Raw genomic sequence first — 20092 nt, forward strand, 5'->3', positions numbered from 1 at the left:
ACCTTGCGACTCCCACCCTCAATTCCTCTCCACCCCACGTGGGTCGGCCCGAGAGGGACGCTGTGTCACCGCCGCTTCTTCACCACGTCCCGCCTCAGGATTCCGACGACCTCCAGGTGCGGCGAGTGCTTGAACTGGTCGACCGGGATCACGCGCTCGAGACGATAGCCGCTGCCGATCAGGATGGCCGCATCGCGGGCGAAGGTGGCGGCGTCGCAGGAGACGCTGACGACGAGCGGGACTTTCGACACCGCGAGCTGCTTCACCTGCGCTTCGGCACCCACGCGCGGCGGATCGAGCACAACGGCGTCGAAGGCGTTGAGTTCAGGTGTCAGCAGTGGTCGTCGGAAGAGATCGCGCGCCTCGGTCGTGACGCGACGCAATCCAGGCGTTGCGCGCACGGCCTTGTCGAGGGCAACCATCGAACCCTTGTCGAATTCGACGGCATGCACGTCCGCCTTCTCCGCAAGCCGCAATGAGAAGGGGCCCGTTCCGGCAAAGAGATCGGCGACGCGCTTGGCGCGCGCGCAGGCCTCGGTGACGAAGCCGGCAAGCGTTTCCTCTCCGAGCTTCGTTGCCTGCAGGAACGAGCCTGCAGGCGGGACGACGGCAGCGCGGCCCATCGCGACGGCGGGAGGGCGCCGCTCCACGATCACGTCGCCGTGGATCGAGAGGCGCGAGAGATCGAGGTTGGCAGCAAGATCGATGAGCCGAAGACGGTCCGGATCCTTCAGGGGACCGTACCCGCGCACATCTACGTCGAAGCCGGTCTGCGTTGCGGTAATCTGGATGTCGAGCGGCTTGCGCGGCCCCTTCAGATATTCGCCGACGGCGCGCGCGATGGCGGGGGCCTGCTCCTTCAGGCCGGGTTCCGCGATGGGGCAGAAGGCGATCTCGACAATCTGGTGGCTGCGCGGGGCCATGAAGCCCACATGCATGGCGCGGTCGGGAAAGCGCACATGCAGCGTGACGCGCCGACGCCCGGCACCGTGGGCGTCGATGAGCGGCTCGATGGGGGCCTCGATCCGCGCCTGCCTCAGGGTATGGACGAGCGTGTCGTGCTTCCATGCCTGATAGAAGCCGTGCTTCATGTGCTGCGTCGCGCAGCCGCCGCATTCATCGAAATAGGGGCAGAACGGCGTCTCGCGCTCGGGCGAGGCCACATCGACGCTGACGAGGCGCGCATGCGATCCGTCGCGCTCGATGGTCACGGTCTCGCCCGGCAGCACCTTCGGTACGAAGACGGGTCCCGAGCCGCCCTCCGCGATTCCGTCGCCCTTTGCGCCGAGGCGCTTGATCGTTACCTGTTCAGCCACGGCGGGCTCCCAATAAAAATTCACGATTGCCGTCCCCGCCCTCGATGGGCGAGGGGACGAGCCCGATGATGGTGAAGCCGAGCGAGGCGACGAAGGCCGTCAGGTTCTCGCACACGGCGCGGTGCATGGCCTCGTCGCGCACGATGCCCTTCTTGACGTGATCGCGGCCGGCCTCGAATTGCGGCTTCACGAGAACGGCAAGTTCCGCGCGGGGCTTCAGCACGGCGATGGCGGGAGGCAGGACGAGTTTGAGTGAAATGAAGCTCACATCCGAGACGAGGAGATCGGCTGCTCGCGTGATGAGATCGGGATTCAGCGAGCGGGCATCCGTGCCTTCGAGATTCGTCACCCGCGCATTCCCGACGATGGTCGGATGCAGCTGACTGTGCCCCACGTCCACCGCATAGACATGCGCCGCGCCGCGCGTCAGCAGCACTTCCGTGAAGCCGCCCGTGGAGGCGCCGACATCGAGGCAGGTCTTGTCCTTCGGATCGATATGGAACGCATCGAGCGCCGCCGCCAGCTTCACGCCGCCGCGGGACACATAAGGGTGCGGCTGCTCGGCCGTGATGACGGCCTCCTCGGGCACCGCATCGGACGCCTTGCGGATGACGGCGCCGTTCACCGTCACGAGGCCGGCCGCAATGGCCTCCTGCGCCCGGGCGCGGCTTGCGAAGAAGCCGCGCTCGACGAGAACCACATCGGCGCGCTTGCGGGTCATCGAGGCCTCGAATACATCTGGTTCACGATCCTTTCATAGGCCGGAACCGAGTCCCGCCCTAGAATATCTCCGTTCACAATCCCCACAGGCCAACGGAGGTCCCATGCTCAGCCGTCGACATCTTCTGACAGGTGCAACCCTGCTGGCCGCCAGCGCTGCCATCCCCCCGCCTGGGCGCAAGCCCCGACGGGGCCGTTCAAGCTCGATCCCCTGCCTTATGCGCCCTCCAAGAACGAGCCGCATATCGATGCCCAGACCATGGAGATCCACCATGGCAAGCACCATGCGGCCTATGTCAACAATCTCAACACGGCCCTGAGCCAGAACGCCGAGGCGGCCAAGATGCCGCTCCAGGACATGCTGGCGAATCTGAGCAAAGTCCCTGAATCGATTCGTCCGGCGATCCGCAACAATGGCGGGGGGCACGCCAACCACACCATGTTCTGGCAGATCATGGGCGGGTCGGGCGGCGAGCCCTCGGGCGATCTGAAGGCTGCCATCGACCGGGATCTTGGCGGATTCCAGAAATTCCAGGCCGATTTCAACACGGCGGGCGAGAGGCAGTTCGGCGCCGGCTGGGTCTTCGTCACGGTGTCCCGCGACGGCAAGCTCGCCCTCGTGTCGAGGCCAAACCAGGACACGCCCCTGATGGACGGGCAGCGGGTCCTGATGGGCAACGACGTGTGGGAGCACGCCTATTACCTGAAATACCAGAACCGCCGGCCGGATTATCTCAAGGCCTGGTGGAACGTGCTCGACTGGAACAGGATCGGCCAGCGCTATGCCGCCGCCAAGGCGGGAACGCTGACGATTTAGTGAGATGTCGTAGTCCCATCACTTGAGCCTCATCCTGAGGAGCAGACGAAGTCTGCGTCTCGAAGGAGAGGGCGTCTCCAGTGCACATTGGATCCTCCCTCGAGACGGTCGCGTCGCGACCTCCTCAGGATGAGGACGGGAGAGTGGCGGAACGATGGGGATCGCCGGGACAAGTCCGGCTATGACGGGTGGGCGCTCAAGCCCGTGCCTTGCGGGCCTCTTCCTGTCCGAGAGCCTCGAACACCTTGGTCACGATGCCCGCAGAATCGAGCCCGGCCTTGGCATACATGCGCTCGGGCTTGTCGTGGTCCTGGTAGATGTCGGGCAGGACCATGGAGCGCACCTTGAGGCTGCCACGGTCGAGCGCGCCCTTGTCGGCGAGAAGCTGCAGCACATAGGACCCGAATCCGCCGATGGAGCCTTCCTCGACGGTCACGAGAACCTCATGATCGCTGGCAAGCCGCAGGATCAATTCCTCGTCGAGCGGCTTGGCGAAGCGGGCATCCGCCACGGTGGTGGAGAGGCCGCGGGCTTCCAGCTCCTCCGCTGCCGTCAGGGCTTCGGCGAGGCGGGTGCCGAGCGACAGGATCGCGATGCGGCTGCCCTGCTTGACGATCCGGCCCTTGCCGATGGCAAGCGGGATGCCCTTTTCGGGCATGTCGACGCCCACGCCCTCGCCGCGTGGGTAGCGGAAGGCGATCGGGCCTGAATCGTAGGCTGCCGCGGTCGCCACCATATGGACCAGCTCCGCTTCGTCGGCGGCGGCCATGACCACCATGTTCGGCAGGCAGCCAAGATAGGCGACGTCGAAGGAACCGGCATGGGTCGGGCCATCGGCGCCGACGAGGCCGGCGCGGTCGAGGGCGAAGCGCACGGGCAGATTCTGGATTGCCACGTCGTGCACCACCTGGTCGTAGGCGCGTTGCAGGAAGGTGGAATAGATGGCGCAGAATGGCTTGTAGCCCTCCGTCGCCATGCCGGCGGCGAAGGTCACCGCGTGCTGCTCGGCGATACCCACGTCGAAGGTGCGGGTGGGGAATTCCTTGCCGAAGAGGTCGATGCCCGTTCCCGATGGCATGGCGGCCGTGACGGCGACGATCTTGTCGTCCTGTCGAGCCTCCTTGATCAGGCTCTCGCCGAACACTTTGGTATAGGAGGGAGCGTTGGCCTTGGCCTTCGTCTGAGCGCCCGTGACCACGTCGAAGGTGACGACGCCGTGGTACTTGTCGGCTGCCGCCTCCGCGGGCGCGTAGCCCTTGCCCTTCTTGGTCACCACGTGGACGAGGACCGGGCCGGTCTCGGTGTCGCGGACGTTCTTCAGGATAGGCAGCAGGTGGTCGAGGTTGTGCCCGTCGATGGGACCGACATAGTAGAAGCCGAGCTCCTCGAACATGGTGCCGCCGGTCCAGAAGCCGCGGGCGAATTCCTCGGCGCGCTGGGCCTTCTCGTAAATGAATTTCGGCAGCTTCTTCGCCAGCTGCTTGGCCGTCTCGCGGATGCCGCGATAGGTGCCGCCGGAGACGAGGCGGGCGAGATAGGACGACATGGCGCCGGTCGGCGGCGCGATCGACATGTCGTTGTCGTTGAGGATGACGATGAGGCGCGAATGCATGGCGCCCGCATTGTTCATGGCCTCGTAGGCCATGCCGGCCGACATGGCCCCGTCGCCGATCACGGCGATCACGTTGTTGCGCTTGCCGTCGAGATCCCGCGCCACGGCCATGCCGAGGCCGGCCGAGATCGACGTGGAGGAATGGGCCGCGCCGAAGGGGTCGTATTCGCTCTCCTGGCGCTTGGTGAAGCCCGACAGGCCGTCGGCCTGGCGCAGGGTCCGGATTCGATCCCGGCGGCCGGTGAGGATCTTGTGCGGATAGGCCTGGTGGCCCACGTCCCAGATCAGCCGGTCGCGAGGGGTATCGAACACATAGTGCAGCGCCACAGTCAGCTCGACCACGCCCAGGCCCGCGCCGAGGTGCCCGCCGGTGACGGACACGGCGCTGATCGTCTCGGTCCGCACCTCGTCCGCCACCTGCCGGAGCTGGTTTTCGGGCAATTGACGCAGATCGTCCGGGGACTTGATGGTGTCGAGGAGAGGTGTGGACAACGTTATACTCGCCAAGCTTCAGCCGGAGGCCATCTCAAGGAGATAAGGTCGCGCAGGGCCGGGGTCAAACGCGACACTCAGGCATTCCCTGCAAAGCCTGACTACTCCGCGACATCCAGCGGAGTCGCGCCGGAGGCTGCGCCGTCGGGGCCGATGGTGATTTTTTCGATGCGGGCCTCAGCTTTCTTGAGGAGCTGCTCGCAATGCTTCTTCAGGGCCTCGCCGCGCTCATAGATCGCGATCGAGTCCTCCAGAGGCACATCGCCGCGCTCGAGGCGGCGAACGATATCCTCCAGCTCGGCCAGGGCCTTTTCGAAGGGGAGGGTCTTGAGGGAAGCGGTGTCGGTCATGCGGTTATCCGTCAAATGTCTGTTCTTGCGCAATCTCACGATGGAATTGCGGCATCGCTTGGTCGGCGTGCGAGGAGTCTCTGATAGACGAGACCGATGCCGATGAGAACAAGCCCGAGCCCGATAAATGACAGAGCCCGCATGACGCCCTCCAGATTGGCGAGGTCGATGATGAAGACCTTCGCGACGGCCAGCACGAGATAGATCGCCGAGACGAGGCGGGCGGGGCGGTTGTTGAAGGCGAGCCCGAGGCCGAGCAGGAGGATGCCGATGAGGAGCAGGGCCAGGGAATAGCTCCATTGCTCGCCTTGGGTGAATCCCTGCCAGAGCGCCAGCTGAGGACCCGCGGCGATCCGCCTGATCGCCAGCCCGATATAGGCCGAGAACAGGAGCAGGCTTAAAGTCGCCGAGGACAGGCTGTAGAGGCGTGGCCGGGCGCGCCGCTCCAGAAGGGCCAGTGCAGCGGCCAGGACGGAGGGCAGCAGATAAGCCGGGATCAAGGCATTGAAGAGCGGCCCGCCCGGGATCTCGACTTCCGTCAGAAGGGGGTTGGCCACGAGAAGGAGCCCGCCTGCGCAGAGGACGAGGGACAGGATCTTGAAGATCAGCGAGCCCCAGCGATAGACCGGGTCGGATTGCCGGATATCCAGGCGCGTGAGGACAATCGCGAAGACGAGGCTTTCTGTCGCAACCAGCCCGATCTCCAGAAGATCGGTGGTCACTGCCAGCGGATCTCCGGCGCGGAGCGCGTGGCGGATCTCGAAGAAGACCAGGAAGGCCGCGAACGCGACGCCTAAGCTCTCCGTCAGCCGCACGGTCCAGTCGCGGCCGGTTCGCTGGAGCAGGCGGGCAGCGGCGAGGAAGGCCAGGGCCGGAACGCCGTAGCCCCAAAGGAGCCAGTTGACCAGAATCGGACCAGGATCGCCGCCCACGATGGTCGGGTCCCAGATCAGCCTCCCTAAGATGATCACGCCGATGGCACCGACTGCGTAGCGGAGAGCCGGAATGACGACCCTGTCCGCCACCCAGGCCGTGCCTAGGGCGGTCAGGGCGAAGGCGACAGTGAGCATGCCCTTGTCGAGGGCGAAGGTCAGGCCCAGCGCCAGGGCGGCGAGGGCCGCCGAGGCGGTTGCGCCGAGCGTCAGGCGGATCGGGCCGGGTTGCCCGGAGGTCCGGCGGCTCAGCCAGCCGGCGGCGGCGATGAAGGCCAGGGCGAGCCCGCCCGCCACCAGGGCGAAAGGCAGGCTCCGCTCGAATTCCGCAACCCGCCAATAGGCCGCGATGAGCGCGAGGAGCGGGCCGATTGCGGCCGTTCCCGCATACCAGGCGGTCGCGGACACGTTCAGATCGGGCGACCGCACCGCCCTGAGCAGGCAAGCGCCCGCGATGGCGGCTGGAGCCAGAAGGGCGAGCGCGAGATAGGTCTCGATGGCATGGGGCCGCACGGCGAAGGCATCGCCGCTTTGATAGAAGAGGCTTTCGGGCGTGCCGCCGATCTCGGCCGCGATAGGCCAGACGAGAAGCGCGCCGGCGACGGTCAGGGCCGCCCAGGCGGAAGCCGGAGCGGCCGGCGGGAAGCGGAGGCCCGCTGCAAGCAGGACGAGCGCCATCACGGCGACGAAGACCGGGCGCCCGTCCCCGGCAATGACCGAGCTGGAGATGGCAATGCCGGCGAGCGCAAAGGCAAGGAGAATGCCGCTGGCGGGCCAGTCGATGCGGGCCTGCGCATCCGGAACGTCCCGGTAGGGGACGATCGCGAGGAAGACGACGGCAAGGCCGGTCTGGACGACGAGATGCACCATGGCCGGCAAGGCATCGGCGTCGTCCATGATGAAGATCAGGAACGTCCAGGCCAGCACTCCGATGGGTGCGGCGAGCGCAAGCCAGCGCCAGAGGCGCAAACGCGCGACGCCATAGGCGGGCAGCACGACGAAGGCGAGATAGATCACCAGGGCCCAGGGCTGAGGCTTGTCCGAGGATACGAGAAGGGGGCTGCCGATCGCGCCGAGCAGCCCGAGGGCCGCGAGAATGGGGCCGTGCAGCGTTGCCGCGATCATGGTCAGGACGGCCACGAGGCCCAGAAGCACGAAGGTCGCGCCGGGGCCGATCAGGCCGTAAAGGGCATAGGCCGCATAGGCCGAGGCAAAGACCGTGCAGGTGCCCGCTGCCGTGAGAATGGCCGGCACGTTCGCGCCCGGAATGCCCGGCAGGCTGACACGGTGCTCGCGGCGGCGCAGCCATTCGCCCGCTCCGATCAGGAGAAGCGCGAAGAGCCCGCCCAGGGCGATGCGGGTCCCGGGGCTGAGCAGATTCTGCTCGATGGAATAGCGCACGAGAAAGATCCCGCCGAGCGCCAGCGCGACGCCGCCGACCCAGACGGCCCAGCGCGAGCCGAGCTTCTCCTCGAAGTCCCGCGTCTTTGGGGCCGGCTGCGCGGCCGCGGCCGGGATGGCCGGGACGGGCGCCGTCGCTCGACCGGGCTCGGGAGGTGCTGCAGGTTCCGGCGCCGGTTCGGCGGGCTGCTCGGTGGCCGCTTCCGGGAGGGGGGCACGGTCGGCCGATGGCGCCGGCTCGCCTCCGTGAGCCCTGATCGCGCGCAACTCTCCTTCGAGGTCCGCGACGCGCCGATGCAGGATGTCGAGCTTGCTGCGCGCCGACAGGCCGAGAACCAGACCCGCGATGGCGCAGACCGGGATGCTGAGGACCAGCAAGGCGAGCAGGATCATGTCCAAGAGAAAGCCCCGGATGACGCGTCGGCCGTCGCCGTTCCCAAGGGAATCGGCTAGCAGCCGTTAAGCTGTAACATGAAGGGCGTGCCCTCCATAGCCTCGGCTCCCCGGCCGATGGCACGGATCGCGTCCACCATGCGGCCGCGCCTGTTCAGGACGTCGTCTGCGAGAGCGATGAAGCGGGCATTCGGTGTCGCGCTGGGAGAGGCTTGCCGCAGGGCCGCGGCAATTGTCGTTTCGTCATGGTCCGGCGCCAGGGCGCAGGCGGCAATGTAGGCGGCGGCCGTGGACCGGCTGATTCCGGCCCAGCAATGGAGGACGAGAGGGCTTTCCCGGCCCCAGGCCCGCACGAAGGCGAGAAGCTGCTCGACATGCTCCGTGGCCGGCAGGACATAGCCCTCCAGGGGCTCCACAATATCGCTGACGCCGACGAAGAGGTGGCGCTCGGCCACGATCGACGCGGGGCGCTCGATCTCGGCGCCGGCTCCCATGAGGCTCACCACATGGCTCGCGCGTGTCTCGGCCACGGTCTCGTGCAGGCGGGAGAGGGGACAGACGTGCAGGGTCGGCATGGGCTGGATCTCGAGGTTGGCGGGCAGGCATACACGATTCGGATCGCGGCCATGAACTCAAGACCGATGTCATTCCCGTCCGGTGGCCGCCGGGGGACGACACCCCCACCGTCATGGCCGGGCTCGTCCCGGCCATCCCGATACGGAAAGGCGCAGCGCTTCAAGAAATCGGGATCACCGGCACAAGGCCGGTGATGACAGAGTGGTGAGCGTTATCAGAGCTCGCCAGGATCGGTGCCTTGATTTGACAAGCGCACCTTCAATCCTGCGCCACAAGGGGAAATGAGAAGCAAGAGATCACCCCACCAGCGCCGCCGTCACTTTCTCCCGGTAGCGGTCCTCGGCGTCCGCGACGGGCCAGGGCTCGAGAAGGGTGAGGACCGTCCGGGGCAGGGGCTCGGGCCGTCCGAAGAACTTGATCGCCTCCTCGCGGCCGAAGCCGGCGAGATGGGTCGCCTCCAGAAAGGCCGCCTGACGGTCCGCCTGCTTGATGAAGCGCTTGAGCGCCGCGGCGGGCTGGGCGGGCAGGCCGAAATGCAAATGGATGGCCCCGAGCAGGCCCGACTCGATGGACTTGTAGGCATCGCCGATCACGGCCTTGAAGGGCGAGATGATGTCGCCGATCACGTATTCCGGCGCATCGTGCAGCAGCACCGCGAGGCGCCAGTCCGGCGACATGTCCGGATTGATGTGGCTCGCGATCGCTTCCACGAGCAGGCTGTGCTGCGCCACGGAGAAGATGTGCCCGCCCACCGTCTGGCCGTTCCAGCGCGCGACGCGGGCCAACCCGTGCGCAATGTCGTCGAGTTCGACGTCGAGCGGCGAGGGATCGAGCAGGTTGAGGCGGCGGCCGGAGAGCATCCGCTGCCAGACGCGGGGTTCCTTTGGCATCAGCGATTCTCGGCGAGTGCCCTGCATTCCGCGTGGCGGTAGCAGCCGGTGAGGTGGTCGTTCACCATGCCGACCGCCTGCATGAAGGCATAGACGATGGTGGGACCGACGAAGTTGAAGCCCTCGGCCTTCAGCGCCTTCGAGATCCTGCGGGAAACCTCCGTTTCCGTCGGCACGTCCTTGCGGGTCTTCGCATTGGTCTGGACCGGCCGCCCGTCGACGAAGTCCCACAGGAACCGTGAGAAGCCGCCGCGCTCCTGAATCACGAGCCAGGCGCGGGCACCGGCGATCGTCGCCTCGATCTTGGCGCGGTTGCGCACGATGCCGGTGTCGAGCATCAGCGCCTCGACCTGCGCCTGATCGAAACGGGCGATCACCGCGGGTTCGAACCCGGCGAAGGCGCGGCGGAAGTTCTCGCGCTTGCGCAGGATCGTGATCCAGGAGAGGCCCGCCTGAAAGCCGTCGAGAATGAGCTTTTCGAACAGGGCGCGGTCGTCGAATTCCGGCACGCCCCATTCCTTGTCGTGATAGTCGACATAGAAGGGGTCGATGCCGGGCCACCAGCAGCGGGTCTTGTGGTCGGGATGAAGGATCAATCCGTCGGTCATGGGACGTGTGTAGCGGGCCTGCAGGGAAACGGGAAGATATGGGCCTGACTGTCCGGCGCATAAATACTTCCCTTCATCGTGGCGTCCGACCGGGCACTCAAATCCTTCGTCATCACCGGCCTTGTGCCGGTGATCCCGATTGGGTGAGGCGTCCTGCTTCACGGGATCGGGATGGCCGGGACAAGCCCGGCCATGACGTGCAGAGGCTATCCACGAAAATCTGGTGAGTTCCTTCTTCCTCCTGCCGGCCAGACTTTAAGCACTGGTCAAGAGGATGACAGCGGCTTCCGGTAATAGACGACCCGCTCGGTTTCCTTGAAGCCCAGGGCCTTGTGCATGCCCTGCGAAGCGGTGTTCCCGAGGAGGACGTCGGATGCGAATTCGCTGCAGCCGAGGCGTCTCGCCCAAGTCTCGACAGCCCGGCACAGCCGGCGCGCGAGCCCCCGGTTGCGATGCTCCGGCTCCACAAAGATCCCTTCGAGGAAGGCCACCGGGGACGTGCTGCAGCCGTTCACGTAGTCATGGCGCAAGGCGGCTTCCGCGAAACCGGCTGCCGTGCCGTCGGCTAGGCGGACCAGGAAGGCGGCAGCCTTCTTCTGCTCCCAGAGCATGGCCTGCGCTTCGGAGCGGTGCTCCTGCACCGGAGCCTCCGGCCAGAGGGCATGGCGCAGGGCGGCCCATTCCTCCAGCGACTGAAGGGTGCAGGGCTCGATCCTGGGGCAATACCCATCATTCACGGGGCAGGGCTCCGCGCGCATCGACCAGTTCCGCCATCTGGTGCGAAGCGTCGTCCTGGGAGAGACGCAGGCCTGCCGACACGCCGAGCCGGTCGGCCTCGGGGCGGTTCTGGCTCACCTTCCACTTGCCCTCGATCCGGGTGATCTCGATCTCGATGCCCACGATGCCCTTGAGCTGCGCGGCAACGAAGGGAGCGGGCGCATCGTTCACATTCCACGGCTCCGGTCGCGGGGCTTCCTGCATGTCCGTCATGGTGGTGATCTGCTGCAGCAGCCAGTCCGGATCGTCCCTGATCGTCAGGCGGCCGCGGGCCTGGACGATGGCGTAGTTCCAGGTCGGCACGACCTTGCCGTGCTCGCGCTTCGCCGCGTACCAGGACGGTGTGATGTAGGTCTCAGGCCCCTGGAAGACCACGAGGGCTTCCTGTGCGGGTTCGAAAGTCCGCCATTGGGGATTGGCACGGGAGAGATGGGCCTTGAGGGTTCCCAAGGACGAGGCGGAGGCCTCCAGCACGAAGGGAATGGGATTGGCCTCGAGCCCCGTGGTGCCGAACGTCACCAGCAGCCCGAGCGGATGGGCCCTGATGAGGGCGTGTTGAACCGCGAGGTCGTCCTCGCGAAAATGCGGCGGCTGGTACATGGCATTCCCGGCGTAACAGGACGGGAATGCTAGCGATTCACGAAGGCCCGGACCAATCAAAAATCCCGATGCTCTGCATCACGTGAGGCGATGGCTTGTCAGGCTCCGGTTCGGAGACCCCGCAGCTTCTCGGCCAGTTCCGTCCAGCGATAGGGCTTGCTGATGAAAGAGACCCCTGCGCCCAGGCCTTCGGAGGGGAGAGCCGACATGGGGTAGCCCGAGGCGAGCAGGATCTTGAGATCGGGCCGCATCTCGCGGGCTTTCCGGGACAGCTCCACTCCGTTCATGCCGTTGGGCATGATCACGTCGCTGAACAGGACATCGATGGAAAGATTGCCATCGAGGACCTTGATCGCCTCGTTGGCATCGGTCGCCGTCACGACGTCATATCCTAAGCTGTCGAAGATATCGCTTGCGACCTCCAGAACGGCAGGTTCGTCCTCGACGATCAGTACAGTCCCGGCACTGTCACGGGCGGGACGCTCCATTTCGTCTTCCTCCTCGGACATCTCGATTCCGGTCTCCTGGGCCGGCAGCAGCATGGTGACCTTGGTCCCCTGACCGGGGGTGCTGTCGACCTTGATATGCCCGCCCGACTGGGTCACGAAACCGTAGACCTGGCTCAAGCCCAAACCCGTGCCCTTGCCGATCTCCTTGGTGGTGAAGAAGGGCTCGAAGACCCGGTTGACGATTTCCGGCGTCATGCCGGTGCCCGTATCCTGCACCGCGATCGAGGCATACTGGCCCGGCGGCAGGTCGGATGAGGCGGAATCCTTTTCGCTTAAGGTGACGTTTCCCGTCATGATCTTGAGGGAGCCGCCATTCGGCATCGCGTCGCGCGCATTGACGATCAGATTGAGCAGGGCCGATTCGAATTGCGGCGCGTCGACCGAAACCCACCGGATCCGCGGCGCAAGCGAAAGCTGCAGCCTGATCATCTCGCCGCAGGCCCGGCGCAGAACCGATTCGAAGCCTTCGATGAGCGTGTTCGGATTATGCGTATCGGGCTGCAAGGGCTGGCGGCGCGAGAAGGCAAGGAGCTGCTGCGTCAGCTTCGCGCCACGCTCGGCCGCGCGTTGCGCGCTTTCGATCAGCTTGACGTCTCGGGGTTCGCGCGCATTGCGCGTCAACAGGTCCAGATTGTTGACGATGATCGTCAGAAGATTGTTGAAATCGTGCGCGACGCCGCCTGTGAGCTGTCCGACCGCTTCCATCTTCTGCGCCTGAAAGAGCGCGGCCTGCGCGTGGTCGAGCGCCTCTTGCGCCTGTCGGCGTTCGGTGATGTCGCGGGTGATCTTGGCGAAGCCGATCAACTCGCCCTGATCGTTGCGGATCGGATCGATGACGACGCTCGCCCAGAACCGTGTGCCGCCCTTGCGCAGGCGCCAGCCCTCGGCTTCGAACTTTCCCTCGCGCGCTGCCGTTTCCAGCGCTCGCCGTGGCAGTTCCGTCGCAAGATCCTCATCGGTGTAGAACTGCGAGAAGTGGCACCCGAGGATCTCGCTCTCCGCATATCCCTTGATGCGCTGTGCCCCGGCATTCCAGTTCGTCACGTGGCCTTGCGGATCGAGCATGTAGATGGCGTAGTCCGTCACGCCCTGCACCAGCAGGCGAAAGCGCTCTTCGCTCTCCCTGAGGGCCTGCTGAGTCTTCTTTCTCTCGGTGAGGTCGCGGGTGATCTTGGCATAACCAAGCAAGTTGCCCCGAGCGTCGCGAATGGGATCGATGACGACATGAGCCCAGAAGTGTGTGCCGTCCTTGCGGACGCGCCAGCCCTCGGCCTCGAACTTGCCTTCGCGCGCTGCGATCTCGAGGGCGCGCCGTGGCAGTTCCGTCGCAAGATCCTCTTCGGTGTAGAAGCGCGAGAAATGCGTGCCGAGGATCTCGCTTTCCACATAGCCCTTGAAACGCTGAGCTCCTGCGTTCCAGCTCACCACGACGCCAGTCGGGTCGAGCATGTAGATGGCATAATCGGTGACCGCATCGACGAGGAGCTGGAAGCGTCCATCCTGCGATGTTGTCGTTTCCCTAGGCACTACATTCATCCAAAAAATTCCCCAGCCGGACCGTCTGTGCGTTTCTTCGGCATATAATCCGGCCCAGTGGATTATAACACCGACCGGGTTCCCAAGGTTCCTCAAGCCTGACTAGAACTTAAGACGGAAGCTCCGCTTCTCCGGGAAACGGAAAACCGATCCAGGAGGGCTTCTCGAGCCGCACCGGAATGCCGCCGGCCCGGATCACCTCGCCGGCCTTGAGCGCGTCGGCCACCCGGTCGAGGCGGATCATCAGGAGGCCCTTGCCCTCCGCTCCGGTCCCGGTCCTGCCCAGGGCCTTTTCCCCAGCCGTCACCTCGACGCCGACATCCGCTGCGAACCCGCCTTCGTAGAGGGCGGGCACGATCCGCGTCCGGGCGGTGCCCCGGTGCTGCATGCGCGAGACGACCTCCTGGCCGACATAGCAGCCCTTGTCGAAATCGACCCCGTTGAGCTGGTCCATTAGGGCCTCGTGCGGGAAGGCATCGCCGAACAGGAAATCGCGGCCGCCCTCCGGTACGCCAAGCGAGATTCGATGGGCGTGGTAGGCCTCGGCCGGATCCTTGCCGAACTCCGCTGCGTCCTGGGCCGCCACGAGGGCGCGCCACCCGAGAGCCGGCAGGCGCGGATCCTCGACCACGAGACCCGCCTCGTCGTCCGGTCTCGTTGCGTCCCAGCCTGCCACGATGGCGAGGGACTCGGACAGGTCCTCGACCGCCACCTTCGCCCGCAGCTTGTAGAAGCCGAGCCGCTTTGCGAGATCGGGGGCAAAGACCTTGAGAACGTCGAGATAATAGGCCCCGCCGATCTCCTGCGGAGCCTGGAAGACGATGAAGTCGAACAGGATCTTGCCCTGCGGCGTCAGCAGGGCGCCGAGGCGCGCGGTGTGCGCGGACACACGGTCCAGGTCGCAGGTGATGAGGTTGTCGAGAAAACTCTTGGCGTCCTCGCCCGAAACCCTTACCACGCCCCGGTCGGCCAGATGGACTGACGGCATGTGCCCGCTCCCCTTTCCTGATACAAGCGTGACATATGCCCGATCCGCAGCGGCCTCAAGGGATAGGATTGCCATGCCCCAGACCTTCGACCTGATCCTCAAAGGCGGCATCGTCGTGAATCACGACGGACGCGTGGAGCGCGACATCGGCGTGCGTGGCGGCCGGATCGCCGCCATCGGCGATCTGTCCCAGGCCTCCGCCGCACGGGAGATCGAGTGCCGGGGCCTGCACATCCTGCCGGGCGTCATCGACACCCAGGTGCATTTCCGCGAGCCCGGCCTCGACCACAAGGAGGATCTCGAAACGGGCTCCCGCGCGGCCGTCATGGGCGGCGTCACGGCCGTGTTCGAGATGCCCAACACCGATCCGCAGACCACGACGCCTGAGGCGCTCGCCGACAAGGTGCGGCGCGGCCATCACCGCATGCATTGCGACTTCGCCTTCTGGGTCGGCGGCACGCATGAGAATGCGAGCGACGTGCCGGAACTGGAGCGCCTGCCGGGCGCCGCCGGCATCAAGGTGTTCATGGGCTCATCCACCGGCTCGCTTCTGGTGGAGGATGACGCGGGCATCGCCAACATCCTGCGCCGCACCCGCCGCCGCGCCGCGTTCCATTCCGAGGACGAGGCGATGCTGCGCGAGCGCAAAAATCTGCGCGTCGAGGGCGATCCGCGCTCGCATCCGGTCTGGCGCTCGGCGGAAGTGGCGCTCGCCTGCACGCAGCGCCTCGTGCGCATCGCTCGGGAGACGGACGCGCGCATCCATGTGCTGCACATCACGACCGCCGAGGAGATGGCGCTTCTCAAGGATCACAAGGATCTCGTGACGGTGGAGGTCACGCCGCATCATCTGACGCTGGTGGGTCCGGAGGATTACGAGCGCCTGGGCACCTACATCCAGATGAACCCGCCCGTGCGCGATGAACTGCATCGTGCCGCTCTCTGGCAGGGTCTCGACGAAGGCATCGCCGACGTTCTCGGTTCCGACCACGCGCCGCATACGCGCGAGGAGAAGGACAAGACCTATCCCAACACGCCGTCCGGCATGACCGGCGTGCAGACCCTCGTGCCCGTGATGCTCGATCACGTGAATGCAAGCCGGCTCACGCTGGAGCGCTTCGTCGATCTCACGAGCGCCGGCCCCAAGCGCCTCTTCGGCATCGCGAACAAGGGCCGCATCGCCGTGGGCTACGACGCGGATTTCACGGTGGTCGATCTGAAGCGCACCGAGACGATCACCAACGACTGGATCGCCTCGAAATCTCAGTGGACGCCGTATGATGGCAAGAAGGTCACCGGCTGGCCCATCGGCACGATCGTGCGCGGCAACGTGGTGATGTGGGACGGTTCGCTCGAGGCTTCGTCTCAGGGCGAGGTGGTGCGGTTCGAGGAGACGGCGGGCAGGTAAGAGCTAGCCTCTGCTCCTAAGGGGCAATTCGCGCCACCACAGCCTGATCCTGAGGAGGACCATAGGTCTGTCTCGAAGGACGAGGCGTCTCCAGTGCACTCTGGACCATCCTTCGAGACGCGGACTGCATCTGCTCCTCAGGATGAGCTTGGGTTTATATTAATTCTGCGTCTCAAACTCGTCGGATGTACTCGCGGACTTATGACGCAAGCGATAGCTTTTCGACAATCCTTGCTGCAAGAAGCGGCAGGGAAAGTGAGACACTTTCATCGCTCATCGGAGCACCCACCGAGACGGCTACCGACGCTCCTCAAGATGAGGTGGCCTTTCGCGAATTCCTCAATGCTTCAGCGACATCGCCATCGAGAACGCACCCGTGCGGATCTTGTCCGGCAGGGTGGCCGCATATTCCGCAACGGCATCTTCGCCATAGGTGGCGACGAGTTCGGTGAAGGCCGCGAAGAGGGCGGCCTGCGCCATGCAATCGCCGTCGAGCCCGTCGAGCTCGGCCTCGGCGAAGGCCTCGGTCACATAGCTCAGGGCCGCCTGCTTGAGGGCGCTGAGTTCGGGCAGCTCGTCGAGAGGGACGTCGTTTTCGTTCATGATCCAGGCCCCTTTGAGGGGCGGCGCGCGAGTTCGGTTGAATCATTCTTAGACGTCGCGCCGACCCACCGCCAGCATCACCTTGCAAGGAGGTTAACGCGAGAGGGGCTGGATCGATAAATGTGGATAAGAGGCGTTTCTGCAACACCGGCGGCTACAGGTCGACGAAGGGCCGCCCGTCAGCTCGCGTCAATGTCCAACGCGATAGTAAGGGCCGACTCTCAGGGTCACCCGCTCTTCATGGCTATCCATCACCCGCCGTAGCGGCCGGTGATGTTGCGGGCGAGCTGTTCGCCTTCGCTCAGGAAGCGGACGGAGGCCTCCTGGGCGGACGGCGTGCAGACCCGATAGGTAAGGGCATAGGCCTGATAGCCCTTGTTGTAGGCTCCGGCGAGACGCTCGCGCCGGCCGGGCGTCGTTCCCTCCGCCTCGAGCAGGACTTGCATGCGCCGGCTCCATTCGGTGGCATCAGGCGCGCTGCAGAGGGGGCGCAGCATCGCGAGCGATCCCATGACTTCGGCGAGCCGCAGCAATTCCTTCTCGTAAGGCGCCGGTGGCGGCTCGACTGCCGGAGCGGGCTCTGCCTGCTGCTGCGGCGGCTGTTGTGCGGCGGGTCTCTGCGATTGCGGCTGCTGAGGGCGCCGCTGCTGCTGGGGTGACTGCTGCTGCGGTCGATATTGTGGCTGGGGGCGATACGGCTGCTGCGGGACAGGCTGGCCCGGCTGCGGCCGCGGAGGAACGCCGAAAAGCCGCTCGAAGAAGCCTTGGGCCGCTGCGGGCTGAGGCGCGGCCAGCCAAAGGGCTGGAAGGACGAGGAGCAGGCCTGTGCGCTTCATGGCGTTGAGTCCTCGCGGGCGAGCCTGAAGGCCTGCTCCAGAATCCCGGTGAGTCCTGCCGTCATCGGCAGAGCGGCGATGTCTCGTTCCGTGACCCAACGGATTTCCTTTGCTTCCGGACCTGTCTGGGGTTCGCCGGAAACCCAGCGGGCGGCATGGGCGGCGATGACGACGTGATGCTTTATATGGCCTTTCTCGTCCCTTTCAATGAATTCGACGGGAGCGATCAGGCCGATGAGCCTGGCCTCAACCCCGACTTCCTCGCGAAGCTCCCGCAAGGCGGCCTCGCCCAGGGTCTCGCCGGTTTCGACCATGCCGCCGGGCAGCGAGAACAATCCCTCGCTGGGCGGCTTGCCGCGTGCGGCGAGCAGGATGCGCCCCTCTCGCAGCACGGCGACGGAGGCTGCGAGGATCGGACGGGATGGATAGAGGCGGTCGCTGGTCATCAGGAAGATTTCTGGGCAGGTGGTTCGTCCGCCGCCACATAGCGGGCCCGCGGCCGGATGAGGGCCGCCTGGCTGCGCTGCTCGATGGCATGGGCGAGCCATCCGGCCGTGCGTCCGATGGCAAAGACCGTAAACGCAGCCCCCACCGGCAGTCCATAGGCCCGCTCCATCATCACGAGAGCCACATCGACGCTGGGACTGTCGCCGGAGGCGTTTGCGATAGTCTTCAGGGTCGTGGCGTCAGAGGCCAGGAGCGGCACATTCTCCAGAAGCACCTGAGCCCGAGGATCGCCATCCGGATAGAGGCGGTGTCGGAAGCCAGGGTGTGGCGCCGTTCCGGGGTTGTCCAGAAAGGCTCTGACCCGCTCTGTCATCCCCCCATGGTAGGGGCCACTCAGAGCCACGAGGCCCGCGATCGTCGCATACCGCAGGGATGCCCCGGTCGAGGCCGTGACCCGCACCGCGAAGGACGATGAACTGAGTTCATGGTCGGCGCAGAGGACGAGGGCGCGCCGGATCGCATCCTTCGCCTGCAGGGGAGCCCTCCAGGCAGAAACCAAGTGCGTATGAAGCGGCTCGATCCCCGGGTCGGCGCCACTGGCAGCGGCGGCCATCAGGCGCAGGATTGCCGCCACCTCCGCCGAGCGGGTCTCCTTGGGCGCCGGCTCCGACAGGAGGCGGACCGCCTGCGCCACGAAGGCATGCGGACCGAAGGCCGGGCCGGGCAGGGGCCTCGGGACCCGGGACGGGCGGATGAAGGCTTCCTCATCCAGGCCGCCGATCAGCAGGCGAGCGGCGCCCTCGAGGCTGGCGGTTCGGGCCAAGGCGACGGCATCCTGCCCGCGATAGAAGAGGCGCCCATCCTTGATCTGGGTGATGCTCGTTTCCAGCACGGGCAGCCCCCAGTCGAGAGCGGTCGCGGCCGCGACGGCGGGGCGGCGGTAGCGTGCCTTGCGCTCCACCAGCGTCTCCACGTCCTTTACGGCATAGAGCCGCTGACGTGGATCGTGCGGCGAGGAAAAGGAGCGGATCAGACCCCGGCTCACATAGGCATAAAGGCTCGCACGGCTGATGCCGAGGCGGGACGAGGCCTCGTCGGCCGATGCGAGATCGAGGGATGCGGTGCTCATATGTTGATATGTTGATTCAAGATTGACCGTCCGGCAAGTCCGGCATGAAGCTCTCTCGCGACGAAGGAGAAAGCGCATGACCATTGGACTTGACGATGTGGTAGCGGCCGAGACAGCTCTCAGCCACGTGGACGGTGAGGCCGGGCGCCTGATCATCGGCGGGCACGATCTCGAGGAGCTCGCCGGCCGCGTCGCCTTCGAGGATGTCGTGGCGATGCTCTGGAGCGGCCTTGCCCCGGAGGTTTCGGCCGATCCTCGCGCGCGTCTCGGCAAGGCCCGGGCGAGGGCTTACGGGCATCTTGCTCCGCTTGCCGTACAATTGGCCGGTCTCACCCCCGTCGAGGGCATGCGGCTGCTCCTTTCGAGTCTGCCCGATGCGGAAGAGGACCATCCCGCTCTGGCTGTCGGGGCCGCCGGCGTCGCGGCCGCCATGGCGGTGCGGGGTGCGCAGGGTCTCGCGCCGATCGAGCCCGATGCCTCCGCGGGTCACGCAGCCGATATTCTGCGCATGCTGCGCAACGGGCCCGCAGCCACGGACGAGGTGCGGGGGCTCGACACCTATCTCGTGACGGTGATCGACCATGGGCTCAATGCCTCGACGTTCACGGCACGCGTGGTCGCCTCGACGCAGGCCGGCATCCTGTCGTCCGTCGTGGCCGGGCTCTGCGCCCTGAAGGGGCCGCTGCATGGCGGCGCGCCGGGCCCCGTGCTCGACATGCTGGATGCGATCGGCAGCCTCGAAAATGCGGACGCTTGGCTCGATGCCGCGACGGCTCGGGGCGAGCGCCTCATGGGCTTCGGTCACCGCATCTACCGGGTGCGCGATCCGCGGGCGGACGTGCTCAAGGCCGCCGTCGGAGGGTTGAAAGGAAAGGACAACCGCATCGCCTTCGCGGAGGCCGTCGAGGCCACGGCCCTGAAGGTGCTGGAGCGCCGCAAGCCCGGACGCCGGCTCGACACCAACGTGGAGTTCTACACCGCCGTTCTGCTCGACGCGCTGGGCATTCCCCGCGAGGGTTTCACGCCGCTCTTCGCCGCCGGGCGCACGGCGGGCTGGGTGGCCCATGCCATCGAGCAGAGCCGCACCGGCCGCATCATCCGGCCCCAGTCGCGCTATGTCGGGACCTGGCCCGCTCAGGCGGCGTGACCGGG

Annotated in this window: 18 protein-coding genes and 1 pseudogene; 3 read left to right on the forward strand and 16 right to left on the reverse strand. The window is 66.0% G+C overall.

From position 1 onward, the window contains the following. Window positions 1-65: 65 nt before the first annotated feature. Window positions 66-1316 carry a class I SAM-dependent RNA methyltransferase gene (locus ACD578_RS01965; RefSeq protein WP_404290386.1) on the reverse strand — a complete coding sequence of 417 codons (1251 nt, stop codon included), beginning with the start codon at window positions 1314-1316 and terminating at the stop codon, window positions 66-68. After that, the gene (locus tag ACD578_RS01970) at window positions 1309-2037 is read right to left on the reverse strand and encodes a TlyA family RNA methyltransferase (protein WP_404290388.1); all 729 of its coding nucleotides are present in this window, start codon (window positions 2035-2037) and stop codon (window positions 1309-1311) included. The genes ACD578_RS01965 and ACD578_RS01970 overlap by 8 nt, the downstream gene beginning before the upstream one ends. Window positions 2038-2140: 103 nt before the next feature. On the opposite strand from ACD578_RS01970, the pseudogene ACD578_RS01975 reads away from it, so the two are divergent. Continuing rightward, window positions 2141-2853: pseudogene (locus ACD578_RS01975) on the forward strand (superoxide dismutase). Window positions 2854-3049: 196 nt separating this feature from the next. Here ACD578_RS01975 and dxs read toward each other — a convergent pair. From dxs to ACD578_RS02025, 10 genes are all read right to left on the reverse strand, one after another. Then, window positions 3050-4957, reverse strand: a complete 1908-nt coding sequence (dxs, locus tag ACD578_RS01980; protein WP_404290390.1) for a 1-deoxy-D-xylulose-5-phosphate synthase — start codon at window positions 4955-4957, stop codon at window positions 3050-3052. Window positions 4958-5058: 101 nt separating this feature from the next. Further along, a complete protein-coding gene (locus ACD578_RS01985; protein WP_404290392.1) occupies window positions 5059-5307 on the reverse strand; it encodes an exodeoxyribonuclease VII small subunit in 249 nt (82 codons plus the stop codon). A 35-nt stretch (window positions 5308-5342) separates the two neighbouring features. After that, complete coding sequence (locus ACD578_RS01990) at window positions 5343-8033, reverse strand: DUF2339 domain-containing protein (protein ID WP_404293658.1); 2691 nt, start codon at window positions 8031-8033, stop codon at window positions 5343-5345. A 56-nt stretch (window positions 8034-8089) separates the two neighbouring features. After that, window positions 8090-8608: a tyrosine phosphatase family protein gene (locus ACD578_RS01995; protein ID WP_404290394.1), complete on the reverse strand. Its 519-nt coding sequence runs from the start codon at window positions 8606-8608 to the stop codon at window positions 8090-8092. A gap of 297 nt (window positions 8609-8905) precedes the next feature. Next, window positions 8906-9499, reverse strand: a complete 594-nt coding sequence (locus ACD578_RS02000; protein WP_404290396.1) for an HD domain-containing protein — start codon at window positions 9497-9499, stop codon at window positions 8906-8908. Further along, window positions 9499-10107 carry a DNA-3-methyladenine glycosylase I gene (locus ACD578_RS02005; protein ID WP_404290398.1) on the reverse strand — a complete coding sequence of 203 codons (609 nt, stop codon included), beginning with the start codon at window positions 10105-10107 and terminating at the stop codon, window positions 9499-9501. The genes ACD578_RS02000 and ACD578_RS02005 overlap by 1 nt, the downstream gene beginning before the upstream one ends. Window positions 10108-10373: 266 nt before the next feature. Then, window positions 10374-10820: an aminoglycoside 6'-N-acetyltransferase gene (aac(6'), locus tag ACD578_RS02010; RefSeq protein WP_404293659.1), complete on the reverse strand. Its 447-nt coding sequence runs from the start codon at window positions 10818-10820 to the stop codon at window positions 10374-10376. Window positions 10821-10836: 16 nt separating this feature from the next. Next, on the reverse strand, window positions 10837-11484 hold the full coding sequence (locus tag ACD578_RS02015) for an FMN-binding negative transcriptional regulator (RefSeq protein ID WP_404290400.1): 648 nt from the start codon (window positions 11482-11484) through the stop codon (window positions 10837-10839). Between the two features lie 98 nt (window positions 11485-11582). Beyond that, window positions 11583-13529, reverse strand: a complete 1947-nt coding sequence (locus ACD578_RS02020; RefSeq protein WP_404290402.1) for a PAS domain S-box protein — start codon at window positions 13527-13529, stop codon at window positions 11583-11585. A gap of 109 nt (window positions 13530-13638) precedes the next feature. Beyond that, on the reverse strand, window positions 13639-14517 hold the full coding sequence (locus ACD578_RS02025; RefSeq protein ID WP_404290404.1) for a YgfZ/GcvT domain-containing protein: 879 nt from the start codon (window positions 14515-14517) through the stop codon (window positions 13639-13641). A 73-nt stretch (window positions 14518-14590) separates the two neighbouring features. On the opposite strand from ACD578_RS02025, the gene ACD578_RS02030 reads away from it, so the two are divergent. Then, window positions 14591-15925, forward strand: a complete 1335-nt coding sequence (locus ACD578_RS02030) for a dihydroorotase (protein ID WP_404290406.1) — start codon at window positions 14591-14593, stop codon at window positions 15923-15925. A 339-nt stretch (window positions 15926-16264) separates the two neighbouring features. Here the strand turns inward: ACD578_RS02030 and ACD578_RS02035 are convergent, their stop codons facing one another. The 4 genes from ACD578_RS02035 to ACD578_RS02050 all read right to left on the reverse strand — a co-directional run bounded on the left by ACD578_RS02035 (window position 16265) and on the right by ACD578_RS02050 (window position 18940). After that, on the reverse strand, window positions 16265-16528 hold the full coding sequence (locus tag ACD578_RS02035; protein ID WP_152714631.1) for a hypothetical protein: 264 nt from the start codon (window positions 16526-16528) through the stop codon (window positions 16265-16267). 251 nt (window positions 16529-16779) lie between these two features. Continuing rightward, window positions 16780-17364, reverse strand: coding sequence for a TIGR02301 family protein (locus ACD578_RS02040; RefSeq protein ID WP_404290408.1), 585 nt, complete (start codon window positions 17362-17364; stop codon window positions 16780-16782). Continuing rightward, the gene (locus tag ACD578_RS02045) at window positions 17361-17810 is read right to left on the reverse strand and encodes an NUDIX hydrolase (RefSeq protein WP_404290410.1); all 450 of its coding nucleotides are present in this window, start codon (window positions 17808-17810) and stop codon (window positions 17361-17363) included. The genes ACD578_RS02040 and ACD578_RS02045 overlap by 4 nt, the downstream gene beginning before the upstream one ends. Further along, window positions 17810-18940, reverse strand: coding sequence for a citrate/2-methylcitrate synthase (locus ACD578_RS02050; RefSeq protein ID WP_404290412.1), 1131 nt, complete (start codon window positions 18938-18940; stop codon window positions 17810-17812). Before ACD578_RS02050 ends, ACD578_RS02045 begins: the two co-directional genes overlap by 1 nt. A 76-nt stretch (window positions 18941-19016) precedes the next feature. Here ACD578_RS02050 and ACD578_RS02055 point away from each other — a divergent pair, with 76 nt between their 5' ends. After that, complete coding sequence (locus ACD578_RS02055; RefSeq protein ID WP_404290414.1) at window positions 19017-20087, forward strand: citrate synthase/methylcitrate synthase; 1071 nt, start codon at window positions 19017-19019, stop codon at window positions 20085-20087. Window positions 20088-20092 lie beyond the last annotated feature (5 nt).

It is taken from the genome of Microvirga sp. RSM25 (assembly GCF_044784385.1).
GTDB classification, from domain to species: domain Bacteria; phylum Pseudomonadota; class Alphaproteobacteria; order Rhizobiales; family Beijerinckiaceae; genus Microvirga; species Microvirga tunisiensis.